Below are 22,466 nucleotides of genomic sequence, written 5' to 3' on the forward strand. Positions count from 1 at the left end.
CCTTAGTTAGATTTGTTGTCAATTTTAAATAATGTATTCATTAAGCTTACATTATCAGCTTTATATGATAAAAAAATCTGCTCTGCTTGCCAGCCCATCTGTCTGGCAATTTTTGCAATGCGATTACTTACTACTACAAGGTTACAACCCAGTAACCATTCACGGCAACTCTCTTTTGTCTGCTCAAACAATGAAGTTAAAATTTCACTACTGGTAATTACAACTGTATCCACACCTAAACGCTTACATAAACTGATTTTTTCAGGAATATCACCGGTTACAGGAACTCTTTGATAACATTCAAGATATTGTATATTTGCCCCACGCAAAGTCGCTTTTTCAGCTAACAATTCCCGACCAGAATTAGCCCTTAAAATCAAAATTGTCTTATCTTGTAAATTCTGCATTTCAGGCAGCTCTAATACTCCCTCACTATTTTCAGATTCTATCGGATAAATGACCGCTTGTTCAGCTTTTTCTGTAAAATATTTAGCCGTTCTTTGCCCTACCGCCAAATATTTTAGATCAGCACGGAAATGAAATCCTGTGTCAGAAAGCGTTTTAACCGCATATTCCACCGCATTAGGCGACACAGAAAAAACATAATCCCCCGATTTCAAACGGGATAAAACAGATGGAAGCTGCGGCAGATCTTTGCCGGCCTCAATTGTAAATAGCGGTTGATGAATAGCAAAAATTTGCTGCTCATTCAACATATCGGCTAATTCTTGTCCCCTACTGTCAGGACGTGTAACAAGTACATTCATTATCTTATGCGTTGTCTTTATAAACTTCTGCCAAAATTTTATCTGCACCTTGTGCCAATAATTGCTCAGCAACCGAAATACCCAACTGCTCGGCATTTTGTATATTAGCTTTACCGGAAGCTCGAATAATTTGTGAACCATCTAGCGAACCGACTAAGGCATTCAACGTAATCTCATCGCCTGCTAACGTCGCAAAACCACCAATCGGCACTTGACATCCACCTTGCAAACGAGTGTTCATCGCACGCTCAGCAATCACACAACAAGCGGTCGAATTATGATTTAATTTTGCAACATAGTTCAAAATACGCTCATCGTTTACTCTAGTTTCAATACCTACTGCACCTTGCCCTGCGGCCGGTAACGATTGCTCCACGGAAATATAGCTTCTAATTCTCTCTTTTAACCCTAAACGGATTAAACCTGCGGAGGCTAAAATAATGGCATCATATTCACCATTATCCAATTTACTCAAACGAGTCCCCACATTACCTCGTAAAGATTTTACTGTTAAATGAGGATATTTCGCCATTAATTGACATTGACGGCGTAAACTGGAAGTCCCTATAACCGAACCTACCGGCAATTCATCCAAGTTGCTAAATTTATTTGAAACAAAGGCATCTCTTGGATCTTCACGCTCGCAAATTACCGCTAACCCTAATCCTTCCGGAAAACTCATTGGCACATCTTTCATTGAGTGCACCGCAATATCTGCCCTATTTTCCAATAACGCCAACTCTAATTCTTTAACGAACAATCCTTTACCGCCAATTTTTGCCAAAGGAGTATCTAAAATAACATCACCTTTTGTTACCATAGTCACCAGTTCAACAGCTAAATTAGGAAAATATTTTTCTAATTCGCTTTTTACAAAATTAGCCTGCCACAAAGCAAGTGGGCTCTGGCGGGTTGCAATACGTAAAATATCCTTCATAAATCTCTAATACTAAAACGAACTTGTCAGTGCCCCATCCTAACACTTTTTGCCTCAAACTGCCAAAAATAATCATCTCTATCTATTTGGTCTTAATCAAAATTAAACGATTTTTATTAAAGAATATATATAAATAAACATATTTATATTTTATAGCATATATGCCATTTTTTAAAATCTTGATATAGATCAAAACAACACATCAAGAAGTATAATTCTTAACGACAAAATAACTCTTTTGGGTAATAATTTCAAAAGTTAAAAAAATTATCAAATTTAAACTTATGAGGAACCAAACTATGGCTAAACACACTCAACCATACGATGCCCAAACTGAAGTCAATGAGCTTGTTGAAAAAGGCTTAAAAGCACTTGAAGAGTTTAAAAAACTCAACCAAGAGCAAGTCGATTTCATTGTTGCTAAAGCTTCTGTTGCCGCATTAGATAAACATGGTATTTTAGCAATGCACGCTTATGAAGAAACCGGTCGCGGTGTATTCGAAGATAAAGCAACTAAAAACCTGTTTGCCTGCGAATATGTTGTCAATAATATGCGACATTTAAAAACTGCCGGCATCATTAATGAAGATGATGTAACAGGTATTACCGAAATAGCCGACCCGGTCGGTGTCGTCTGCGGTATCACGCCAACCACCAACCCAACCTCAACAACTATTTTCAAAGCCCTCATCGCTCTTAAAACCCGTAATCCTATCGTATTTGCCTTCCACCCATCTGCCCAGCAATGCTCAGCACACGCAGCTCAAATTGTACGAGATGCAGCTGTTGCAGCAGGCGCACCGGAAAACTGCGTACAATGGATTGCTCAACCCTCAATGGAAGGTACCTCTGCTTTAATGAAACACCCTGGCATTGCCACTATTCTTGCAACTGGCGGAAATGCAATGGTGGAAGCAGCCTATTCTTGCGGGAAACCAGCTTTAGGTGTAGGAGCAGGTAATGTGCCGGCTTATGTGGAAAAAACCGCAAAACTAAAACAAGCAGTTTATGACATTGTGATGTCGAAATCGTTCGATAATGGGATGATTTGTGCTTCTGAGCAAGCGGCAATTGTGGATAAAGAAATCTATGCCGAGTTTATCAAAGAAATGCAATCTTACGGAGTGTATTTAGTCAATAAAAAAGAGAAGGCCTTGCTTGAAAAATATATTTTCGGCGTAGATAAAGCAAAAGATGAAAACTGTGCGGGGGCAAAATTAAATTCCGCAGTTGTGGGTAAACCTGCAGCCTGGATTGCCGAGCAAGCAGGCTTTAAAGTGCCTGAAAAAACGAATATTCTGTTAGCAGAATGTGCCTTCGTGGGTGAAGGAGAACCTCTCACTCGTGAAAAGCTCTCCCCTGTGCTTGCTTTACTCAAATCTAACTCTACTGAACAAGGCTTGGAATTATCAGAAGCAATGGTGAACTTCCACGGTTTAGGTCATAGTGCAGCAATCCATACCGAAAACAAAGAATTAGCTAAAACCTTCGGCGAACGTGTTAAAGCTATTCGGGTGATTTGGAACTCACCATCTACCTTTGGAGGCATTGGTGATGTGTATAACTCCTTCTTACCTTCTCTCACTTTAGGTTGTGGCTCTTACGGTAAAAACTCCGTAGGCAACAACGTCAGTGCAGTGAACTTACTTAATATCAAACGTGTGGGCAGACGGAGAAACAATATGCAATGGTTTAAAGTACCATCAAAAATTTACTTTGAGCGTGATTCAATCCAATATTTAAAATCAATGCACGATGTGCATAAAGTGATGATCGTCACCGACCGCTCAATGGTAGATTTAGGCTTTGTAGATAGAATTACCGAACAATTACGCCAACGCCGCAATCCGATCACTTATCAATTATTTGCCGATGTGGAACCAAACCCAAGTTTAGACACGGTTAAACGTGGTACGGAATTAATGCGTAGCTTCCAACCAGATACTATTATCGCCTTAGGCGGTGGATCGCCAATGGACGCTGCGAAAATCATGTGGTTATTCTATGAACAACCGGAAGTCGATTTCCGTGATTTAGTGCAAAAATTTATGGATATTCGCAAACGTGCTTTCAAATTCCCACAATTAGGGCGTAAAGCGAAATTTGTTGGGATTCCAACCACCTCCGGTACTGGTTCTGAAGTAACACCGTTTGCGGTAATTACCGATGGCGATATCAAATACCCGCTTGCAGACTACTCACTTACTCCAACGATTGCAATTGTAGATCCTGCATTGGTGATGACAGTCCCATCTCACGTTGCAGCAGATACTGGCTTAGACGTATTAACCCACGCTACAGAAGCTTATACCTCAATTTTAGCCAACGACTACACTGACGGTTTAGCCTTACAAGCAATCAAACTCGTGTTTGAGAACTTGGAAAAATCGGTCAAAGAGTTTGACGAAGTAGCACGTGAGAAAATGCACAATGCCTCAACTATGGCAGGTATGGCATTCGCCAACGCATTCTTAGGAATTTGTCACTCAATGGCACACAAAATCGGCGGTAAATTCCATACCATTCATGGGCGTACTAACGCGATTTTACTACCACACGTGATCCGCTATAACGGCACCCGCCCAACAAAAGTTGCTACTTGGCCAAAATATACTAACTACGTGGCAGATATCCGCTTCCAAGACATTGCCCGCATGCTCGGCTTACCGGCAGACACACCAGAACAAGGGGTAGAATCTTACGCAAAAGCGGTGCATGACTTAGCGGAGCGCTGCGGTGTGAAAATGTCGTTACGTGGACAAGGCATTGATGAACAAGAGTTCTTGGCAGCTCGCCGCGAACTTGCCTTAAACGCCTTCGAAGATCAATGCACCCCAGCAAACCCACGCTTGGCCATGATTGAAGATATGGAAGCGATTATGACTAAAGCTTTTTATGGAAAATAAGCGGTAAATAATTATTAAAAAGCCTATAAAATAAAAGGTTGGTAAACATAAAATTTACCAACCTTTGTTTATTACTCTTTTTCTGACGGCTTATCTTGAGAATTACCTAAAAGCTTCCCAATTAACGCCTTGCCTAATTCAGATTGATTTAAGCCCTCTAAGGTTGCAGCAATTTTCGTACCGCCTGTTGAACTAAAAAGCTCACCTACCCGCTGAATCCCTTTATCTACACGTTCATCATTAATGATAAATTTCATATCAGAATGTGAAAGTGCTTTGGCTTGCTCAATACCAATGGCTTGATTCGCTTCAATTTGGCGAATACTGACAAGATATTGTTGATAACCTTCATTACCGCCAATTTCTCTTGCCAACTCAATTTGCCCTGATACCAAAGAGATTTCCAATTTTTGTTTAGCTTCAGCTTCAGCCGAACCAATTTTAGCAATACCTTGCGCCTCTTTATCTTTAGTTTCCAATAAGGCTTCTGCCTCCAAAAATGCTTTTTGTTTTTCCCCTTCAGCCACCAAAATTTGGTGTTGTTTCTCGGCTTCTGAATTAATAATTAACGCATTTCGATTTGCTTCTGCTTTAATTTCTTGGGTACGTTTATCTTGATCCGCTTTCACAATTTCTACATCTTTGGCAATTTCAGCTTGCTTGACTTCTGCAACCCGTTTCACTTCCATTTCACGCTCTTTGGTGATTTTTTCTTGCTGTTTCACCAACTGTTGAGCTTGCTCATTAGAAACTGCCACCTCACGCTGATTTTCAACAGTTTTTAAGCCTACTTCTTTTTCTGCTTCTTGACGTTTTACATCCGCCTCTTTCTTAGCTTCAATTTCGGCAATCTGTGCTTCTTTTTGGTTACGAGCCACTTCAACACGGCTCTCTTTTTCAATAAAGGATTTTTTAATTTCCATAATATTGAAAATTACTTTAGAACCACCGCTATCCCGAATATCCATCAGCTCAATGTTTTTCACCGGCTCAATCCCCCAATTTTTCAACTGTTCTTTGACGGCAGCAGTAAAATCATCACCCAATTCAGAACGCACCTGCAAAATATCATTTAGATTACGACTAGACAAAATAGAACGCACCGAACCTTGAATAATATCAACCAGTTGGATATTCATATCGTGAAAATCCGAAACACGCTGCGCAGCTAAATTGCTATCTGCCACACGGAAAAATGCGGTAATATCCACCACAAAAGGTAAACGCTCTAAATCATAGGCTTCATAGTTATCAATTTTAATCGAGAACACCGAGACCGGTAGCACGATCGTACTGACCCCAATCAGCGGTAACCAAGAAGGAAACGCATAATAAACATTACCATTGCCGGTATCTTTACCGTAAGATATCGTCTTACCTCCCGATTGCACGATGTGTACTTCATTGGTCTTTACGACCCGGCGGAATAGCAATGCAATAAAAAGCGATATAGCAATAACTATAACGATTCCAATAATTGCAACCAATATGTAAAAGTCCATAACATTCACCTTTTAAATAAAAAAACAATTCACACTTTAAGCCAACAAGCGGTGATTTTCTAGCAAAATTTTGCAAATTTTCATCGAATTTAGACCGCTTGTTCGCCGTTCCAACGCAGGGCTTCGATCACCGCTTTCAACGCGCCCGAACTTTTGCGGTTGGAGTAGTAGACTCGAGGATAAAACTCCCCTACTTACCGTCTGTTTGGCTAAACCAAGCAATCATAAAAAGCAATATTTTTAAATGTTAGCTTGCCAATGCTGCAAACAGCTCTTTCAAGGAGGGAAAATAATTGTTCGTAGAATTTTGCAACAAATAAACTTCTACTCTAAAGATACGAACTTATAGTATTATGCAGATGGAATTACTTGCTTTAACAAGCGGTTAATTTTTAGAGTTTTTTTGTAAAAATCAATTCAGATAAAAACCATAAATATAAGGAGTGAATTAATGCAAACCTACCAAAATAAATCCCTTTGTCGTGTACGAACGATAACATTATTTTTAAGCCTAACGAAAGATAAATCACAATGGCAAGATGCATTGAAATCGGCCAAAGCCGAATTTGATATTCTCGTTCCTGCAATCCAAAAACAAGGATATATTTTGCAATCTATTCGGATTGTAACAAATGGCTTTGGCGAATACTTAGATTTAACCAGTATTGAAACGGCTAAACAAGATTTAGCTTATCTAAAACAGTTATTAAGCCAGCTAAGCGATAGTGGTTTACGCATCCGATTTGCTATTGGTGAAGCTAAAACGGCTGAAGAGCTGGCATTATTGCCGGAACTCATCTTAAACTATGGCGATTTATCTAATGCTTGTGTGAATGTTGATTTAGATGAATTTGGTATTTTAGATAATGAAAAGATTTTGCACTCTGCTCAAATTATAAAACAGATTGCTGAAATTACCCCTAGAGGAGAAGGGAACTTTAACTTTACCGTTAACTTTAACTGCAAGCCATTCATTCCTTATTTTCCGGCAAGCTATCATTCAAGCCAGCTACCAAACAGCTTCGTGATTGGCTTGGAAACACCTGACTTGCTGGTTGCAGTATTAAAAGAGCTACAACAAACTCAACATAACGATTTTTATCACCAATGCTATGAAACAATGTCTCAAGCCTTACAATATCACGTTGATGAAATTCTAAGTGCCGTAAATTCGGTAAAAGATTCATTGAAATTTGAATTCGCCGGAGTGGATAGCTCGGCCGCTCCATCTAAAAATTGTGCTTCCATGACAGAAGTTTATGAATTAATGGGCGTGCCTTTCTTTGGTGCTGCCGGCACGGTTGAAGCATCTGCACTGCTGACAAAAGTATTTAAATCAGTCAAAAATGTACCGCTTGTTGGGTTTTCAGGATTAATGCTTGCAGTAACAGAAGATTTAGGGCTGGCTGAAGGCACACAAAAAGAACAATTTGATATTAGAGCACTACTAACTTATAGTGCTGTCTGTGGTATCGGGCTAGATACTGTGCCGATTTCGAGTGAAGCAACAATTGAGCAAATTGCAGCACTAATGCGAGATACAGGCACAATGGCATTTAGACTAAATAAGCCACTTACCGTCCGCTTATTCCCAATTCCAAATAAAGTAGCAGGTGATGTAACCGAATTCGAAAGTGATGATTTATGTAACTGCCGAATTTTAGCGGTTCCTTAATCTAGCAAAAAGGCTGATGATCCAATTGACTCATCAGCCTTTATCTTTTATTTCACCTTCAACTTCTTACCCACCGTGATCTGATAATTTTTTAGGTTATTCAGCTCACTTAATTTTTGTGGCGTAGTGCCGTAAGCACGAGCGATGGAATAAACCGTTTCGTCTTGTTGCACAACGTGATAGCCGGTTGAAGAGACCTTTATTTCCTTTTTGGACGTCATTTTTTCTTCTGAGGTTTTCTTATCTTTTTCTTTATTAGACGATTTTTCTTTTACATCTTCCGTTTTATTAGCTTTTTGTTTATCTGTCTGTTTTTCTTTATTATCAGCTTTTGATTGCTCTTTTTTATTGTCTTTTTTGTTATCTTCTTTGTTGTTTTTACTGTCTTTCTTAGTTTCTTTAGTCTCTTTTTTGTTTGATTCTTTTGTAGAATCTACCTTAGATTTTAGCTCTGTTTTTTCGTCTTTTATCGCTTTCTTATTATTCGTTGAGCCTGAAACCGAGGCTGAATTTTGAGTACGATAAGCCAATAATCCTTTATAAATAGCTTGCGCAATTTGGCGTCGGTAATTTGGGCTTGCCAATTTTGCTTCTTCTGTAGCATTAGATAAAAAGCCGGTTTCCACTAATACCGAAGTAATATCCGGTGAACGCAGTACACTAAGGCTGGCATGCTGTGGGAAAGATTTTGCAAGTGATGCTATATTTCCCATTTTCGCTAAAATACTTTTACCTAATTCATAACCGGAACGTTGTGAATGAGAAAATTGCAAATCAAGTACGGTTTGGTTTAAATAACGCTCGTTATTGCTAGAGAGCACTGAGCCAGCTCCTCCCAATAACTCAGATTGCTTTTCATGGTCTTCAAGCCATTTCCCCATTTCATCACTGGCTCGGCTGTTAGAAAGCACCCAAACCGAAGCCCCTTTAATAGAATCTGATTTTGGAGATGAGTCCGCATGGATAGAAATCAGTAAATCCGCTTTGTGTTTACGGGCAATTTCAGTTCGCTCAGGCAATTGGATAAAATAGTCTCCGCTGCGTGTCATAACTGCTTTAAAGTTAGGATCGGCATCTAATAAGGCTTTTAGTTCTTTTGAGATCGCAAGTGTGACGTTTTTTTCTTTCAGCCCCAAATTTTTGCCGATTGCACCGGGGTCTTTGCCACCATGTCCGGCATCAATCGCTACTATCGTTTTTGCGAAAGTAGAAAAACTGAATACACTTAATGCACTAAAAACAATATATTTGATAACCTTATTCATTCCCTTCCCTACAAGCGGTCTAATTCTGATTAAAATTTACTAAAATGTCTGCTGCTATTTGGTTTTGAGCTACCAAAGTAAGCTGTCGCCCATCACTTAAATAATCAATTTGGATTACAAAATCGGCGTGTGGAATCATCCCTTCACCTTTGCTTGCCCATTCCAGCAAGCAGAGTGTTTGAGGTTTAAAATAATCTCGAATTCCCATGAACTCCAGCTCTTCCGGATCGGATAAACGGTATAGGTCAAAGTGATATACGCTTATCGGATTCAATTGATATTCCTCAACTAACGTATAAGTCGGGCTTTTCACATTACCTTGGTGTCCTAATGCTCGAACAATACTACGTGTTAAGGTGGTCTTGCCTGCCCCTAGTTCACCATTTAAATAAATCACCAATGAGTGTGACGGTTCTTGCAACAAATAGCTTTTAAGTTTTGCTGCGAATGATTGACCAAATTCAAGTAATTTAGTTTCATTTTCACAGTAAAAAGAAAGTGAATTATCCATTATTTTCATCTAAATTAATAAAATGTTCCCGATAAAATTTTAATTCATTAATTGATTCACGAATATCATCTAATGCCAGATGTGTATTGCCTTTAGAAAATTTTTCCAGTAATTCCGGCTTCCAACGGCTTACCAGCTCTTTTAAAGTGCTAACATCTAAATGGCGATAGTGAAAATAATCCGCTAAATCCGGCATATATTTATAAAGAAAACGTTTATCTTGTGCAATGCTATTGCCACAAATCGGGGAAACGCCCTTCGCTACCCAACGTTTTAAAAAATCAAGTGTACGTAATTCTGCCGCACGTTCAGTTAATTTACTTGCTTTCACCCGTTCAATTAAACCGTTTGCTGTATGAGTTTTAACACACCATTCGCTCATTTTTGCTAATAATTCGTCGGATTGATGTACTGCGATAACTGGTCCTTCAGCTAAAATATTCAGATCTTTGTCAGTAACAATGGTAGCGATCTCAATAATACGTTCTTTTTCCGGATCTAAGCCTGTCATTTCAAGGTCGATCCAAATTAAATTCTGTTTATCTTGATTCATTTTATTACCTTAATTTTGCAATTTCCTTTTTGTAAGATTTAGAGCATTTTTGACCGCTTGCGGCACGAATTGGCTAATATCACCATGATGTCGATAAATTTCTCTGACCATTGTAGAAGAGAGATAACGCCATTCCACCGAAGGAGGGAAAAAAATCGTTTCTAAACTACCCGATAATTTTTGATTTAGCTGAGCCAGTTGAATTTCATAGTCAATATCATCAGCCCCTCGAATACCACGAATCAACGCCTTAGCATTATGTGATTTAGCAAAATCAGCAAGCAAACCACTAAAGCCAACCACTTCAATATTCCCTAATTCTGCACAGCTTTCCTTTACTAATTGAACACGCTCATCTAAACTGAAAAGCGGCTGTTTGCTTGAATTTTCAGCTACCGCTACTATCACTTCGCTAAAGAGTAGTGATGCTTTTCGAATCACATCTAAATGCCCATTGGTGATCGGATCAAAGGTGCCGGCATAAATAACTTTGTAACTCATTTTATTTCTCTAAATAAGGGGTAAGTAGATCAATATGACGTTTTAATGCCCCTTGATTTTCCATCAACACACTAAAACCTGATTTTGCAATCTCTTGTCCAATTTGAGGATTTTCTCGTAATAATTTAATGCTTTCCGTTACTGCTTCTACAGAACTTTCGATCTCAATTACTCCTCTTACTTGGCGTAACTTCTCAAACACTTCCGGAAAATTGTGGGTAAATAAACCGGATATGACCGGAATTTTGAAGGCTATCGGCTCAAGTGGATTATGTCCACCGTGTTTAACCAAGCTACCGCCGACAAAGGCAATATCTGATAAGCCGTATAACAACATCATCTCACCCATAGTATCACCTAATAAAACTTGCGTATTTTTATCTAAGGCTTTATTCGCAGAACGTTTGATATAATTTAGCTCTGATTTTTCAATGAGCATTTCAACTAAATTGAAACGCTCCGGATGGCGAGGAACTAAAATCAGCACTAAATCAGGGTAAGATTCTAATAATATCTTATGCGCATCTAAAATTAGCTTTTCTTCGCCTTCATGCGTACTACCCGCAATCCAAACAGGTCGATTAACTAAATTTAGTTTTCTCTTTGTTTCCTGCACTTCATCATAAAGTGCCGGTGTAATTTCTAAATCAAATTTTAAGTTTCCGGTATTCACCAACTTTTTAGCATCATAGCCTAAATTAAGATATCGCTCTGAACTTACTTCATCTTGAGCCATAATCAATGAAATTTGATTCAATATCACTTTAATATTCTGTTTAACCCAACCATAACGTTTTGCAGAACGAGGCGATAATCGAGCATTGGCAATCACAAACGGAATTTTACGTAAGTTCACTTTGCGGATTAAGTTAGGCCACAGTTCAGTCTCGATGACAATAATCAGTTTTGGATCAACAAAATTTAAAAACCGCTCAATAGCATCGGGCAGATCATAAGGCAAATAAAAGTGTGATACTGATTCCCCAAATACCGCATGCACGCGATCAGATCCGGTTGGCGTAACAGTTGTAATAATTAAAGGAAGATCAGGATATTTTTTGCTAATTGCTTTAATCAAAGGTGTTGCTGCAATCACTTCACCAACAGATGCAGCATGAATAACCACACCTTTTGCTTTCGGCTTTTCCAACTCATCATAGATACCGTAACGCTCCCATAAACGCTTTCTATAAGCAGGTTGCTTACGACCTTTATACCACATTAAAAACAGAACAAGAGGCTGTAAGAAATAACTTAAACAAATATATAATAGACGCAGCATGGACTTTCCTTTACAAGCGGTCATTTTTTGCAAACAACTTACTATTATACATAAAATAAAACCACGAAATAGGCTCTATTTCGTGGTTTAATCCTATTTTCTTCAAAAATTAGGCTTGGTGCGGATTACGTGTATTAGTATTGACCAAATTACGCATTAGTAAAGCAAAATCCAGATCAATATCTGACGGTACATCTAAAAAGACGAAATGCCCGTCACCTAGAGCTGCCTCTACATTTTCATGCTTACGGTTTAACATACGCTCAATTTTAAACACAATATTGCCCTTTGGCGTCATCATTTCTACGGAATCGCCCACTAGAAATTTATTTTTTACCGCTACTTCAGCCATTCCTTGCTCATTACGTTTGCCGGTAAATTCACCAACAAATTGCTGACGCTCTGAAATAGAATAACCGTATTCGTAATTTTGGTATTCATCATGTGTATGACGACGTAAGAAACCTTCTGTATAGCCACGATGTGCAAGGCTTTCAAGGGTATCCATTAAACTTTCATCAAACGGTTTTCCGGCTGCTGCATCATCAATCGCTTTACGATAAACCTGTGCGGTTCTTGCACAGTAATAGAACGATTTAGTACGTCCTTCAATTTTAAGTGAATGCACCCCCATTTGCGTTAAACGCTCAACATGTTGTACTGCACGCAAATCTTTTGAGTTCATAAAATAGGTGCCATGTTCATCTTCAAAGGCAGTCATTTGCTCATCAGGACGTTGTGATTCCGTATAAAGGAAAACCTTATCGGTTGACTCACCATTACCTAAAGTCGGCGCCACATTTTTCACTTCAATTTCAGGCTCGTATTTTGGTACGATTTGACCGACTTCATCTACTTTACCCTCTTCCATTTTGTATTCCCAACGACAAGCATTAGTGCAAGTTCCTTGGTTTGGGTCACGTTTATTAATATAGCCTGAAAGTAAGCAACGACCTGAATACGCCATACATAATGCACCGTGGACGAAGATTTCTAACTCCATATCCGGCACTTGTTCGCGGATTTCTTCAATTTCTTCAAGAGATAATTCACGAGATAAGATTACTCGGGTTAAGCCCATTTGATGCCAGAATTTCACTGTTGCCCAGTTTACTGCATTCGCTTGCACCGAGAGATGAATATCCATTTCCGGAAAATTTTCACGCACAAGCATAATCAAGCCCGGATCTGACATAATCAAGGCATCTGGCTTCATATCCACTACAACTTTTAAGTCTTTAATAAAGGTTTTTAATTTCGAGTTGTGCGGAGCAATATTGACCACTACATAGAATTTTTTACCTAAAGCATGAGCTTCATCAATCGCAATTTTTAAATTAGCGTGGTTAAATTCATTATTACGCACACGCAAGCTATAGCGTGGCTGACCGGCGTAAATCGCATCTGCTCCGTAAGCAAAGGCATAACGCATATTTTTTAAAGAACCTGCAGGCGAAAGCAGCTCAGGTTTAGCATATTTTAATGTCATAGGTAATTCTCTTTTTCTGATAACAAGTCAGGGCTTTTCAAAAGTGAAAAGCGTAAGCGGTGTATTTTCTAAGAAATATTGCATATTGGCAAGTTAATAGATTAGAATTTGTTTTTTTATGTGGGGAAGACTATGAAACTTAAACTCTTTTTGGCAACAACTTTATTTGCATTTTCAACATTAAGCCACACTCAAAGCATTAAAATGGAAATGATGCAAATGAATATGAATGCAAATAAATTAATGCGAGCTAATTCTATCGAAGAATTTACACAAACCGCTCAGGATTTCATTCAAATCACAGAGAAAACCAAGGCTATCTTTCCAAATAGCGTAGAAGGTGATAAAGCAGCTCAAGACGATTATCAAGCCGGTATGCAAAAACTGATTGATGTGGTGAAAAAAGCTGATGAAAAAGCACAAGCTGGTGAGTTACAAGAAGCGAAAATGATGATTTCAGATCTTGAAATTATCAAACGTGAATATCATAAAAAGTACAAATAAGCATATAAAAATAAAGGTGGGCAAAAGCTCACCTTTATTTTTAACCCTACCATTCAAATTCTAATTCAACCGCACTTTCTCCGAGTAATTCTTTTAGCTCATTAAACATTACCTCATTCGGGTTTATCCGCCATTCAACCCCGCCTTTAAGCAATACTCTGCCCTCTGGGCTTTGGTAATAGAAATGTAACGGTAGCGTTCCTTCTTTATATGGGCTGATGATAGCGGTCAATTTTTTAATAAAATCTGCAGATAATTGTTCTTGATTAATTGCTAACGCCAAACTCTTCGCAAATCTGGCTCTGGCTTCATCAAGCGATAACACTTCCCTTGCCGACATTTTCAGCCCACCGCTAAAGTCATCAAACTGAATTGAGCCGGTGGCAACAATAATCTGATCTTGCTGCATTAAATGACCAAAATTCTCTAATGCTTCGGAGAAAAGAGTAATATCCAACTTACCCGAACGATCTTCAATGGTCGCAATACCAATACGGCTTCCCCGCTTGGTGACAGCCACTCTTGATGCCATCACCATACCAGACACCGTTGCCATCTGCCCACGGAAAGTGGGTTGTAACTCATTTAATCTATTTGGTGAATAATGCGAAAGCTCTTTTAAGAACCGACCAATCGGATGTCCGCTTAAATAAAGCCCTAAGGTCGCACGCTCACCCTCTAATACCTTTTGCTCCGACCATTTCGGCGTATTGGCATAGGCATTTTGAACCTCTTCAGGGGTTTCGGTTAGTACACCGAACATATCGCTCTGCCCTAACTCTTCCATTTTACTATGCTGATCAGACGCTTTTAGTGCATCTTCTAAGTTTTTCATTAAGGCTGCACGATGTGGACCTAATTTATCAAAGGCCCCAGACATAATTAGACTCTCAAAGGTACGGCGATTAATTTTTTTCAGATCCACGCGAGCAGTTAAATCAAACAGATCGGTAAAACGCCCACCTTGATTTCGAGCTTCTAAAATCGCTTCAATCGGGCCTTCACCTACACCTTTAATTGCTCCTAAACCGTAAACAATCTCACCTTTTTCATTGACGCTAAAACGATGCTTACCACTATTTACATCCGGTGGCACAACCGTTAGGCCCATATTAATACACTCATCATAAAATCCGACGATCTTATCGGTATTATCCATCTCTGAGGTCATTACCGCGGCCATAAATTCTGCAGGATAATGAGCTTTGAGCCAAAGCGTTTGATAAGAGACCAACGCATAGGCTGCTGAGTGAGATTTATTAAATCCATAGCCGGCAAACTTTTCTACCAAGTCAAAAATCTGGCCGGCTAATTTACCGTCAATTCCTTTAGACTCCGCCCCTTTTTCAAAGACTTCACGTTGAGCAGCCATCTCTTCAGGCTTTTTCTTACCCATTGCACGGCGAAGTAAATCCGCTCCGCCCAGTGTATAGCCGGCAAGCTCTTGGGCAATTTGCATCACCTGTTCTTGATAAACAATAACCCCATAGGTTGGCTCCAAAATAGGCTTTAAGCACTCGTGCTGGTATTGCGGATCAGGGTAAGACACCTCTTCTTTACCGTGTTTACGGTCAATAAAGTTCTGCACCATGCCGGATTCAAGCGGACCGGGACGAAATAATGCCACCAATGCGATAATATCTTCAAAACAGTCTGGTTTAAGACGTGAAATCAGATCTTTCATCCCACGGCTTTCAAGCTGGAATACCGCCGTTGTTTTCGCAGCTAATAAAAGATCAAAAGATTTCTTATCATCAAGCGGAATACTTTCAATCCGAACAGGCTGTTTACCTTCCCTTTCCAAACGAGCATTAACCATCTCTAATGCCCATTTAATAATGGTTAAAGTACGCAAGCCCAAGAAGTCAAATTTTACCAGCCCTGCATATTCCACGTCATTTTTATCAAAATGGGTAACAGGATGAAGCCCCTCAGAGTCGCAATAAAGCGGTGAGAAATCAGTAATCGCAGTCGGTGCAATCACCACACCACCGGCGTGTTTACCGGCATTACGGGTTACCCCTTCGAGCTTACGGGCCATATCAATCAGATCTTTAACTTCTTCATCAGCTTCATAAAGCTCTGGCAATTTAGGTTCCGCAGCGAAGGCTTTTTCTAAGGTCATGCCCGGATCAGGCGGAATCAATTTAGAAATTCTGTCCACAAAGCTATACGGATGCCCAAGCACCCGCCCCACATCTCGAATAACGGCTTTTGCCGCCATCGTTCCGAATGTGATAATTTGCGATACGGCTTGACGACCGTAAGTTTCTGCCACATGCTCAATTACACGATCTCGCCCATCCATACAGAAATCGACATCAAAATCGGGCATAGAAACACGCTCCGGATTCAGGAAACGCTCAAAAAGCAAGTCAAATTCCAATGGATCCAAATCAGTAATTTTTAGTGCATAAGCTACTAACGAGCCTGCTCCCGAACCACGCCCCGGGCCAACCGGAATATCATTATCTTTAGACCATTGAATAAATTCCATCACGATCAAAAAGTAACCCGGAAAGCCCATCTGATTGATTACATCTAACTCAACCTGCAAACGTTCATCATAAACAGGGCGTTTTTCTTTACGGATTTCAGGATCAGGAAATAGAAACTCCAAACGTTCTTCCAAGCCTTCTTTCGACTTTTTGACTAAAAAATCTTCGGTAGAAAGATCACCCGTTGGGAAATTAGGCAGGAAATATTCGCCTAAACGAACAGTTACCGAGCAACGTTTAGCAATTTCGACCGTATTTGCTAATGCACTAGGCAGATCGGCAAACAAGTGACACATCTCTTCTTCGCTACGAAAATATTGTTTTGACGAATATTTTTTCGGGCGTTTGGGGTCATCTAATGTAAAACTATCATGAATTGCTACACGAATTTCATGAGCATCGAAATCATCTTCTTTTAAGAAAACAACATCATTAACCGCTACCAGCGGAATTGCATTTTTTTGTGCAAATTCGACCGCTTGTTTAATGTAGCGTTCTTCATCTATGCGTCCTGTGCGACAAAGAGAGAGATAGAAATGATTGGGAAAATAGTGCTGATAAAAGGCCAGCTTTTCTACTGCTTCATGCAGATTTTCTTTTAATAAGGCTTTGCCCACATCGCCCATTCGACCGCCGGACAGAACAATAATGCCCTCATTTAGCTCAGCAAGCCACTCACGTTCCACTAACGGGAATTCTATGTAACCGCTTTGGTAAGCACGAGAAAGAATTTGGGTAATATGGTGATAACCTTTATTATTTTTAGCAAGTAGAGTGAGTTCAAAATATTCTTCGCTACCCACTTCGGTACGTACATAAATATCCGCCCCGATAATCGGCTTAACCCCTGCTCCTAAAGCTTCGCCATAGAACTTAACCAAGCCACAAAAGTTGGTAAAATCTGTTAGTCCCATCGCCACCATATTGTTGGCAACGGCTGCTTTGACTAAAGGTTTAACTTTGGCTAAACCGTTAATCATTGAGAAATCACTGTGAACTTTTAAATGAACGAAACGACAATCAGACATAAGCATTAGAATTTGAGGTATACAAGCGGTCGTTTTTGCAAAAAATTTTGCAAAAATTACCGCTTGTCAAAAGATATTAATCACGTTTTTTGCTTAACAGCCACCAAACGACAATTAAACAGAGCACACTTGGAATCAAGGCACCAATCGGTACAGGTAGCCAAGTTGCAATTAAACTTAAGTTGCCGAATACAATATTGGCAACGTAGAACATAAAACCGGCAACAATACCGATCACGATCTTCGCTCCCATAGTACTACTGCGAAGCGGTCCGAAGATGAATGATATTGCAAGCAACATCATCACTGCCATCGAGATCGGCTGGAAAATCTTACGCCAGAAAGTAATTTCAAAACGTTTTGAATCTTGCCCGGTATCTTTTAAAAAACCGACATAATCTGCTAAACCAGAAATAGAAAGCGATTCAGGTTTGAGTGAAACGATACCTAGCTTACTTGGTGTAAGGCTGGTTTGCCAAACCTGATCTGGCTGTTTTGCCTGCTCAATTTGATTATCACCTACTTGCGACTTTTCCACTTTTGAAAGCATCCAACCTTTACCGTCGTCATATTTTGCCGCTCCTGCTTTTAGCACTGATTGCAGCTCACGTTTTTGCTCGCCTTCGCCAAATTCGTAAATAAGAATGTTGCTCAGACTTTTCTCATTATTGATACGTTTGATATAGATAAAAGAATTACCGTCTTTCGCCCAAAAACCGTCTTTAGTTGCGATCATTGAACCGCCACTTTGTGCTACAGAACGCATATTACGAGCAAATTGCTCTGTTTGCGGCACGCCCCATTCCCCGATAATCATGGTAAAAATCACAAGTGGTAACGCGGTTTTCATTACCGCTAAACCAATGCGGAAACGGGAAAAACCGGAAGCCTGCATAACAACCAATTCACTACGGCTGGCAAGGTTACCTAAGCCAAGTAATGAACCTAATAAAGCAGCAATCGGGAAAAAGGTTTCGATATCTCGGGGGATGGTCAAAAAAGTATAATAGGCTGCTTTTAAACCATCATAAGAACCACGCCCGACATCACGAAATTCTTCTACAAATTTAATGATTGCACCAAGCCCCACAAGCATAAATAGGGTTAAGAAAATAGCAGATAAAATCGTTTTACCGATATAGCGTTCTAAAATATTCATCGAGAAAAGTTTCATTATGCGACCACCTTATTGGTAAAAGATTTAGCACTAAAACGATAACGTAGTTTCGACATAAATTTACTATCCCAAACATTGAGCAAAATGCCTAACAGCAAAAATGCAATTGATACTGCCGGCATTAAAATCTCAGGATTCACTTTGCCTAAAGCACCGGAAGATTTCAACGAGCTCTGCAGTAAAAAATAGATTAAATAAAGCAATAATGCCGGTAATAATTTAGCAAAACGCCCTTGGCGAGGGTTAACACTACTCATTGGCACGGCTAATAATGCCATCAGCGGTACAGCAAAAATCAAGGCTAAACGCCAATGTAATTCTGCTTTTGCCTCAGGAGTTTTACTTTCCATTAATTGGGTAAAACTGGCACGCTGAACTAATTTTTCATCAGAATTAACATCTTGATAACCTAAATAAGCAGAATAATGCTCAAAATGTGAAATACGGAAATCTGCACTTTGAGGCGTTCCTTCAAAACGTTTACTCTCTGAAAGAGTCAGCACCTGATCTCCATTGGGTAAACCTTGTAATGTCCCTGTTTCAGCAACTACAACCGATGGTTTGTTTTTTTTCTGTTGTTCAGGTTGGAAAACATAAATATCGTTTAAATTATTATTTTCAATATTATCAATAAATAAAACATAGCCACCGGCAGACATAAATTGTCCGGCAGAAAGAGCAGCAAAGCGAGGATTTGCTTTTGCCTCTGCTAAGATTTCACTTTGCTTATTAATTGCCCATGGAGTAAGCCAAAAGACGTTATATACCGCCAATGCAGTGGTAAAAATAGACAAAAACATCGCGGCTTTCACCAATAAACCTTGTCCGATACCGCAAGCGCGCATAACCGTAATTTCGCTTTCCGCATAAAAACGCCCCAACGTTAATAGCAAGGCAATAAAAAGCGATAAAGGCAGCATCAATTGTGCCATAGTTGGCATACCTAAACCTAATAGGCTAACCACTAAATCTGCCGGCACTTTACCACTGACCGCAGAACTTAACACCCTGACTAATTGTTGACAGAAGAATATTAATAATAGGATAAACAATATCGCTACTTGGCTTTTAAATATCTCTTTTGTTAAATATCGACTTAAAATCACAGTTTTTATCTCTATTATGTTTAAAAAATCCTAAAAATCGAACAGATACAAGCGGTCTTTTTTTCCAAATCTTTTGCAAAAGCCACCAAATCTATGCTTATATGAACCAGTAATGATACCTTTTTTAAGCTAAAAAATCACGCGTTGAAAATAATAACGCACGGATTCAACCGTGCTTTTCATCACTCTGTTTTCATTTTTTCTTCTGCGTTTTAGATTGAACAGTATGAACTTCAAGAATTAACTTCTTGCCTTGCTCGTTTTCTATTTCTATTTTAGCCGGCGGGTTGCTGTTTTGATGCAAAATTGCAACAATATTTTCGCCTTGTGCCATCTCTTCAAACTGCCCTGTTACTTTAAATTTTGCTGCTTCAATATCGCTTTCAAAAATCAAAAATGTACCGAGTGGCGTTACCCGAATATTTTTTAGCCCCAAATTCTCTTTGCTCACAGTTTTATATTGAGGTGCTTTCTTATTTTTAACTGCCGCTAAAGATGCTTTATCAGTCGCAATATTAAAAATTTCTTGTAATCGGTTCGAGTTCGCATTATTAGCTGGGGTATTTGAAGCAGTCTCTGTTCTCTCCTCTGAGCTTTCAAACACAATATCGCCCACAAACTGCTCTTCTTGCGTTGAAGCCTTTATTAAAGGCTCCCCACCTTTGGAAGAGATAACAATAAAAAGACGGCTACCGATTTTTTCAAAACGAATATCTGCATCAGATAACTGATTTTCAATCTGCTCTTGAATCATTTTAATCGCTGTTTCATTCTCATTTTGGATAATGACTTTACGATTAATATCAATATCATAGGCAATAAAACCAACTTTCAAACGCTGAGATAGCTGTTGAAGCAAATTTCCAACACTACCCTCGTAAGATAGACGTACTTTTGCCTGCTCATAGCGTGTAATGTTCGTATCTTCACTTGCAACAGCTAGTGTGTGCATAAATAATCCAGCTATGCCGATAATCAAACTCTTTCTAAACAACCGTTTCATATTCTCTCCCTCTTCCATTCGGTATCAAAATCCTCTGCTAGTATAAAGTAAGCAGCCCTACAAACAAGTCAAATCGCCTTTTTGACAGCAAAATTTAGCAAAATTTCAACCTTAAACAATAATCTGTTTAAAATTTATATTTAAGGGTATATTTTCCGCTATAAATACTTGTAATTTAACTCATTAATCGTTAAGTTAACCGCAATTTTAGCTCACTTAAAAGGAGATAATAATGGAATTTAGTGTAAAAAACGGCAGTGTAGAAAAACAACGAACAGCATGCTTAGTCGTTGGAGTCTATGAACCAAGACGCTTGTCTTCCTCTGCAGAACAACTTGACAAATTAAGTCAAGGTTATATTAGTACCTTACTCAGACGAGGTGATTTAGAAGGCAAGGCAGGTCAAACTCTCTTATTACACAATGTGCCGAATGTACCCGCTGATAGAGTGTTATTAGTCGGCTGCGGTAAAGAACGAGAATTAACCGAACGTCAGTATAAACAAATTATCCAAAAAACCGTTCAAGCAATTAATGAAACCGGCTCAATGGAAATGGTCTGTTTTTTAACAGAATTACATGTTAAAGCCAGAACACCTTACTGGAATGTGCGATTTGCCGTTGAAGCTATCCAAGAAAATCAATATGCCTATAACGATTTCAAAAGCATCAAGCCGGAAGTGCGCCGTGAGTTACGCCGCGTAATTTTTAATGTTGCTCATCGCAAAGATTTAGCTGATGCAGAACGAGCATTAGAACACGGCAAAGCTGTTGCGTTAGGCATCACAAGTGCTAAAAATGTAGCAAATTGTCCACCTAATGTTTGCAATCCAAAATATTTATCCCAATTAGCTCAAGGCTTAGCGGAGGAATATGGTTCTATATCCACAACCGTTATTGATGAATCTCAAATGGCGACTTTAGGTATGAATGCTTATTTAGCGGTATCACGCGCATCAGAAAATGAGGCATTCTTGTCAGTTATTGAATATAAAGGTAGCCCAAATCCTCAAGATAAACCGATAGTGCTGGTTGGAAAAGGCTTAACTTTCGACTCAGGTGGTTTATCTATCAAGCCGGCTGAAGCAATGGACGAAATGAAATATGATATGTGCGGTGCAGCAAGTGTTTACGGTACAATGAAAGCCATTGCTGAAATGAAATTACCGCTTAATGTCATTGGACTTTTAGCTGGTTGTGAAAATGCAGTAGATGGCAAAGCTTACCGCCCGGGCGATATTCTTACTACAATGTCCGGCTTAACGGTTGAAGTGTTAAATACCGATGCAGAAGGGCGTTTGGTACTATGCGATACTCTTACCTATGTCGAGCGTTTTGAGCCGGAATTAGTTATTGATATTGCCACTTTAACAGGAGCTTGTATGATTGCTCTTGGCAATCATAACAGCGGTTTGATGAGTACGTCTAATAGCTTGGCAAATGAATTATTGCACGCGGCAGACCAAGCCGATGACAAAGCATGGCGTTTGCCTCTTGGCGAGGAATACCAGGAGCAGCTAAAATCAAACTTTGCCGATTTAGCCAATATCGGTGGGCGTTTAGGTGGGGCTATTACCGCAGGACAATTCCTCTCTAACTTCACCAAAAAATACACTTGGGCTCACTTAGATATTGCCGGTACTGCTTGGAAATCAGGTGCAGCCAAAGGGGCGACAGGCCGCCCGGTTCCTTTATTAACGCAGTTCTTAATCAATAAAGCTCACGCTTAACTAATAACAAGCGGTTAAAATTTGCAAATTTTT

At 39.4% G+C, this 22,466-nt stretch carries 17 protein-coding genes; 4 read left to right on the forward strand and 13 right to left on the reverse strand.

Going from position 1 to position 22,466, the window contains the following annotated elements; all coding sequences use genetic code 11:
• Positions 1-2 precede the first annotated feature (2 nt).
• Positions 3-767, reverse strand: a complete 765-nt coding sequence (locus tag A4G16_RS06245; RefSeq protein ID WP_165889159.1) for a uroporphyrinogen-III synthase — start codon at positions 765-767, stop codon at positions 3-5.
• A gap of 4 nt (positions 768-771) precedes the next feature.
• Complete coding sequence (gene hemC, locus A4G16_RS06250; protein ID WP_165889160.1) at positions 772-1,704, reverse strand: hydroxymethylbilane synthase; 933 nt, start codon at positions 1,702-1,704, stop codon at positions 772-774.
• Positions 1,705-2,003: 299 nt separating this feature from the next.
• Between hemC and adhE the strand changes: the two genes are divergently transcribed.
• A complete protein-coding gene (gene adhE / locus A4G16_RS06255; protein ID WP_165889161.1) occupies positions 2,004-4,610 on the forward strand; it encodes a bifunctional acetaldehyde-CoA/alcohol dehydrogenase in 2,607 nt (868 codons plus the stop codon).
• A 71-nt stretch (positions 4,611-4,681) separates the two neighbouring features.
• Here adhE and A4G16_RS06260 read toward each other — a convergent pair whose 3' ends face one another.
• The gene (locus A4G16_RS06260) at positions 4,682-6,112 is read right to left on the reverse strand and encodes an SPFH domain-containing protein (RefSeq protein ID WP_165889162.1); all 1,431 of its coding nucleotides are present in this window, start codon (positions 6,110-6,112) and stop codon (positions 4,682-4,684) included.
• A gap of 451 nt (positions 6,113-6,563) precedes the next feature.
• Here A4G16_RS06260 and A4G16_RS06265 point away from each other — a divergent pair, with 451 nt between their 5' ends.
• Positions 6,564-7,787, forward strand: coding sequence for a DUF711 family protein (locus tag A4G16_RS06265; RefSeq protein WP_165889163.1), 1,224 nt, complete (start codon positions 6,564-6,566; stop codon positions 7,785-7,787).
• Positions 7,788-7,834: 47 nt separating this feature from the next.
• Here A4G16_RS06265 and A4G16_RS06270 read toward each other — a convergent pair whose 3' ends face one another.
• The 6 genes from A4G16_RS06270 to yegQ form a co-directional block, all read right to left on the reverse strand.
• Positions 7,835-9,052: an N-acetylmuramoyl-L-alanine amidase gene (locus A4G16_RS06270; protein ID WP_165889164.1), complete on the reverse strand. Its 1,218-nt coding sequence runs from the start codon at positions 9,050-9,052 to the stop codon at positions 7,835-7,837.
• A 19-nt stretch (positions 9,053-9,071) separates the two neighbouring features.
• Complete coding sequence (gene tsaE, locus A4G16_RS06275; RefSeq protein ID WP_165889165.1) at positions 9,072-9,563, reverse strand: tRNA (adenosine(37)-N6)-threonylcarbamoyltransferase complex ATPase subunit type 1 TsaE; 492 nt, start codon at positions 9,561-9,563, stop codon at positions 9,072-9,074.
• Positions 9,556-10,116 (reverse strand): oligoribonuclease, encoded by a 561-nt coding sequence (orn, locus tag A4G16_RS06280; protein WP_165889166.1) that lies wholly within the window; start codon positions 10,114-10,116, stop codon positions 9,556-9,558. Before orn ends, tsaE begins: the two co-directional genes overlap by 8 nt.
• Positions 10,117-10,125: 9 nt before the next feature.
• Positions 10,126-10,617: a pantetheine-phosphate adenylyltransferase gene (gene coaD / locus A4G16_RS06285; protein WP_165889167.1), complete on the reverse strand. Its 492-nt coding sequence runs from the start codon at positions 10,615-10,617 to the stop codon at positions 10,126-10,128.
• Position 10,618: 1 nt separating this feature from the next.
• Positions 10,619-11,899: a lipid IV(A) 3-deoxy-D-manno-octulosonic acid transferase gene (gene waaA, locus A4G16_RS06290; protein WP_165889168.1), complete on the reverse strand. Its 1,281-nt coding sequence runs from the start codon at positions 11,897-11,899 to the stop codon at positions 10,619-10,621.
• 109 nt (positions 11,900-12,008) lie between these two features.
• Positions 12,009-13,388 carry a tRNA 5-hydroxyuridine modification protein YegQ gene (yegQ, locus tag A4G16_RS06295; protein ID WP_027074219.1) on the reverse strand — a complete coding sequence of 460 codons (1,380 nt, stop codon included), beginning with the start codon at positions 13,386-13,388 and terminating at the stop codon, positions 12,009-12,011.
• 132 nt (positions 13,389-13,520) lie between these two features.
• Here yegQ and A4G16_RS06300 point away from each other — a divergent pair, with 132 nt between their 5' ends.
• Entirely contained in the window at positions 13,521-13,892 is a 372-nt protein-coding gene (locus tag A4G16_RS06300; RefSeq protein ID WP_165889169.1) for a cytochrome b562, read from the forward strand.
• A 46-nt stretch (positions 13,893-13,938) separates the two neighbouring features.
• On the opposite strand, the gene dnaE is transcribed toward A4G16_RS06300, so the two are convergent.
• The 4 genes from dnaE to A4G16_RS06320 form a co-directional block, all read right to left on the reverse strand.
• The gene (gene dnaE, locus A4G16_RS06305; protein ID WP_165889170.1) at positions 13,939-17,418 is read right to left on the reverse strand and encodes a DNA polymerase III subunit alpha; all 3,480 of its coding nucleotides are present in this window, start codon (positions 17,416-17,418) and stop codon (positions 13,939-13,941) included.
• Positions 17,419-17,494: 76 nt separating this feature from the next.
• On the reverse strand, positions 17,495-18,592 hold the full coding sequence (gene lptG / locus A4G16_RS06310; protein WP_165889171.1) for an LPS export ABC transporter permease LptG: 1,098 nt from the start codon (positions 18,590-18,592) through the stop codon (positions 17,495-17,497).
• Positions 18,592-19,701: an LPS export ABC transporter permease LptF gene (gene lptF, locus A4G16_RS06315; RefSeq protein WP_165889172.1), complete on the reverse strand. Its 1,110-nt coding sequence runs from the start codon at positions 19,699-19,701 to the stop codon at positions 18,592-18,594. The genes lptG and lptF overlap by 1 nt, the downstream gene beginning before the upstream one ends.
• Positions 19,702-19,894: 193 nt before the next feature.
• Complete coding sequence (locus tag A4G16_RS06320) at positions 19,895-20,704, reverse strand: hypothetical protein (RefSeq protein WP_165889173.1); 810 nt, start codon at positions 20,702-20,704, stop codon at positions 19,895-19,897.
• 232 nt (positions 20,705-20,936) lie between these two features.
• On the opposite strand from A4G16_RS06320, the gene pepA reads away from it, so the two are divergent.
• Positions 20,937-22,433 carry a leucyl aminopeptidase gene (pepA, locus tag A4G16_RS06325; RefSeq protein ID WP_165889174.1) on the forward strand — a complete coding sequence of 499 codons (1,497 nt, stop codon included), beginning with the start codon at positions 20,937-20,939 and terminating at the stop codon, positions 22,431-22,433.
• Positions 22,434-22,466: the final 33 nt, after the last annotated feature.

This window comes from Mannheimia granulomatis (genome assembly GCF_011455695.1).
Classification (GTDB): Bacteria; Pseudomonadota; Gammaproteobacteria; order Enterobacterales; family Pasteurellaceae; genus Mannheimia; species Mannheimia granulomatis_A.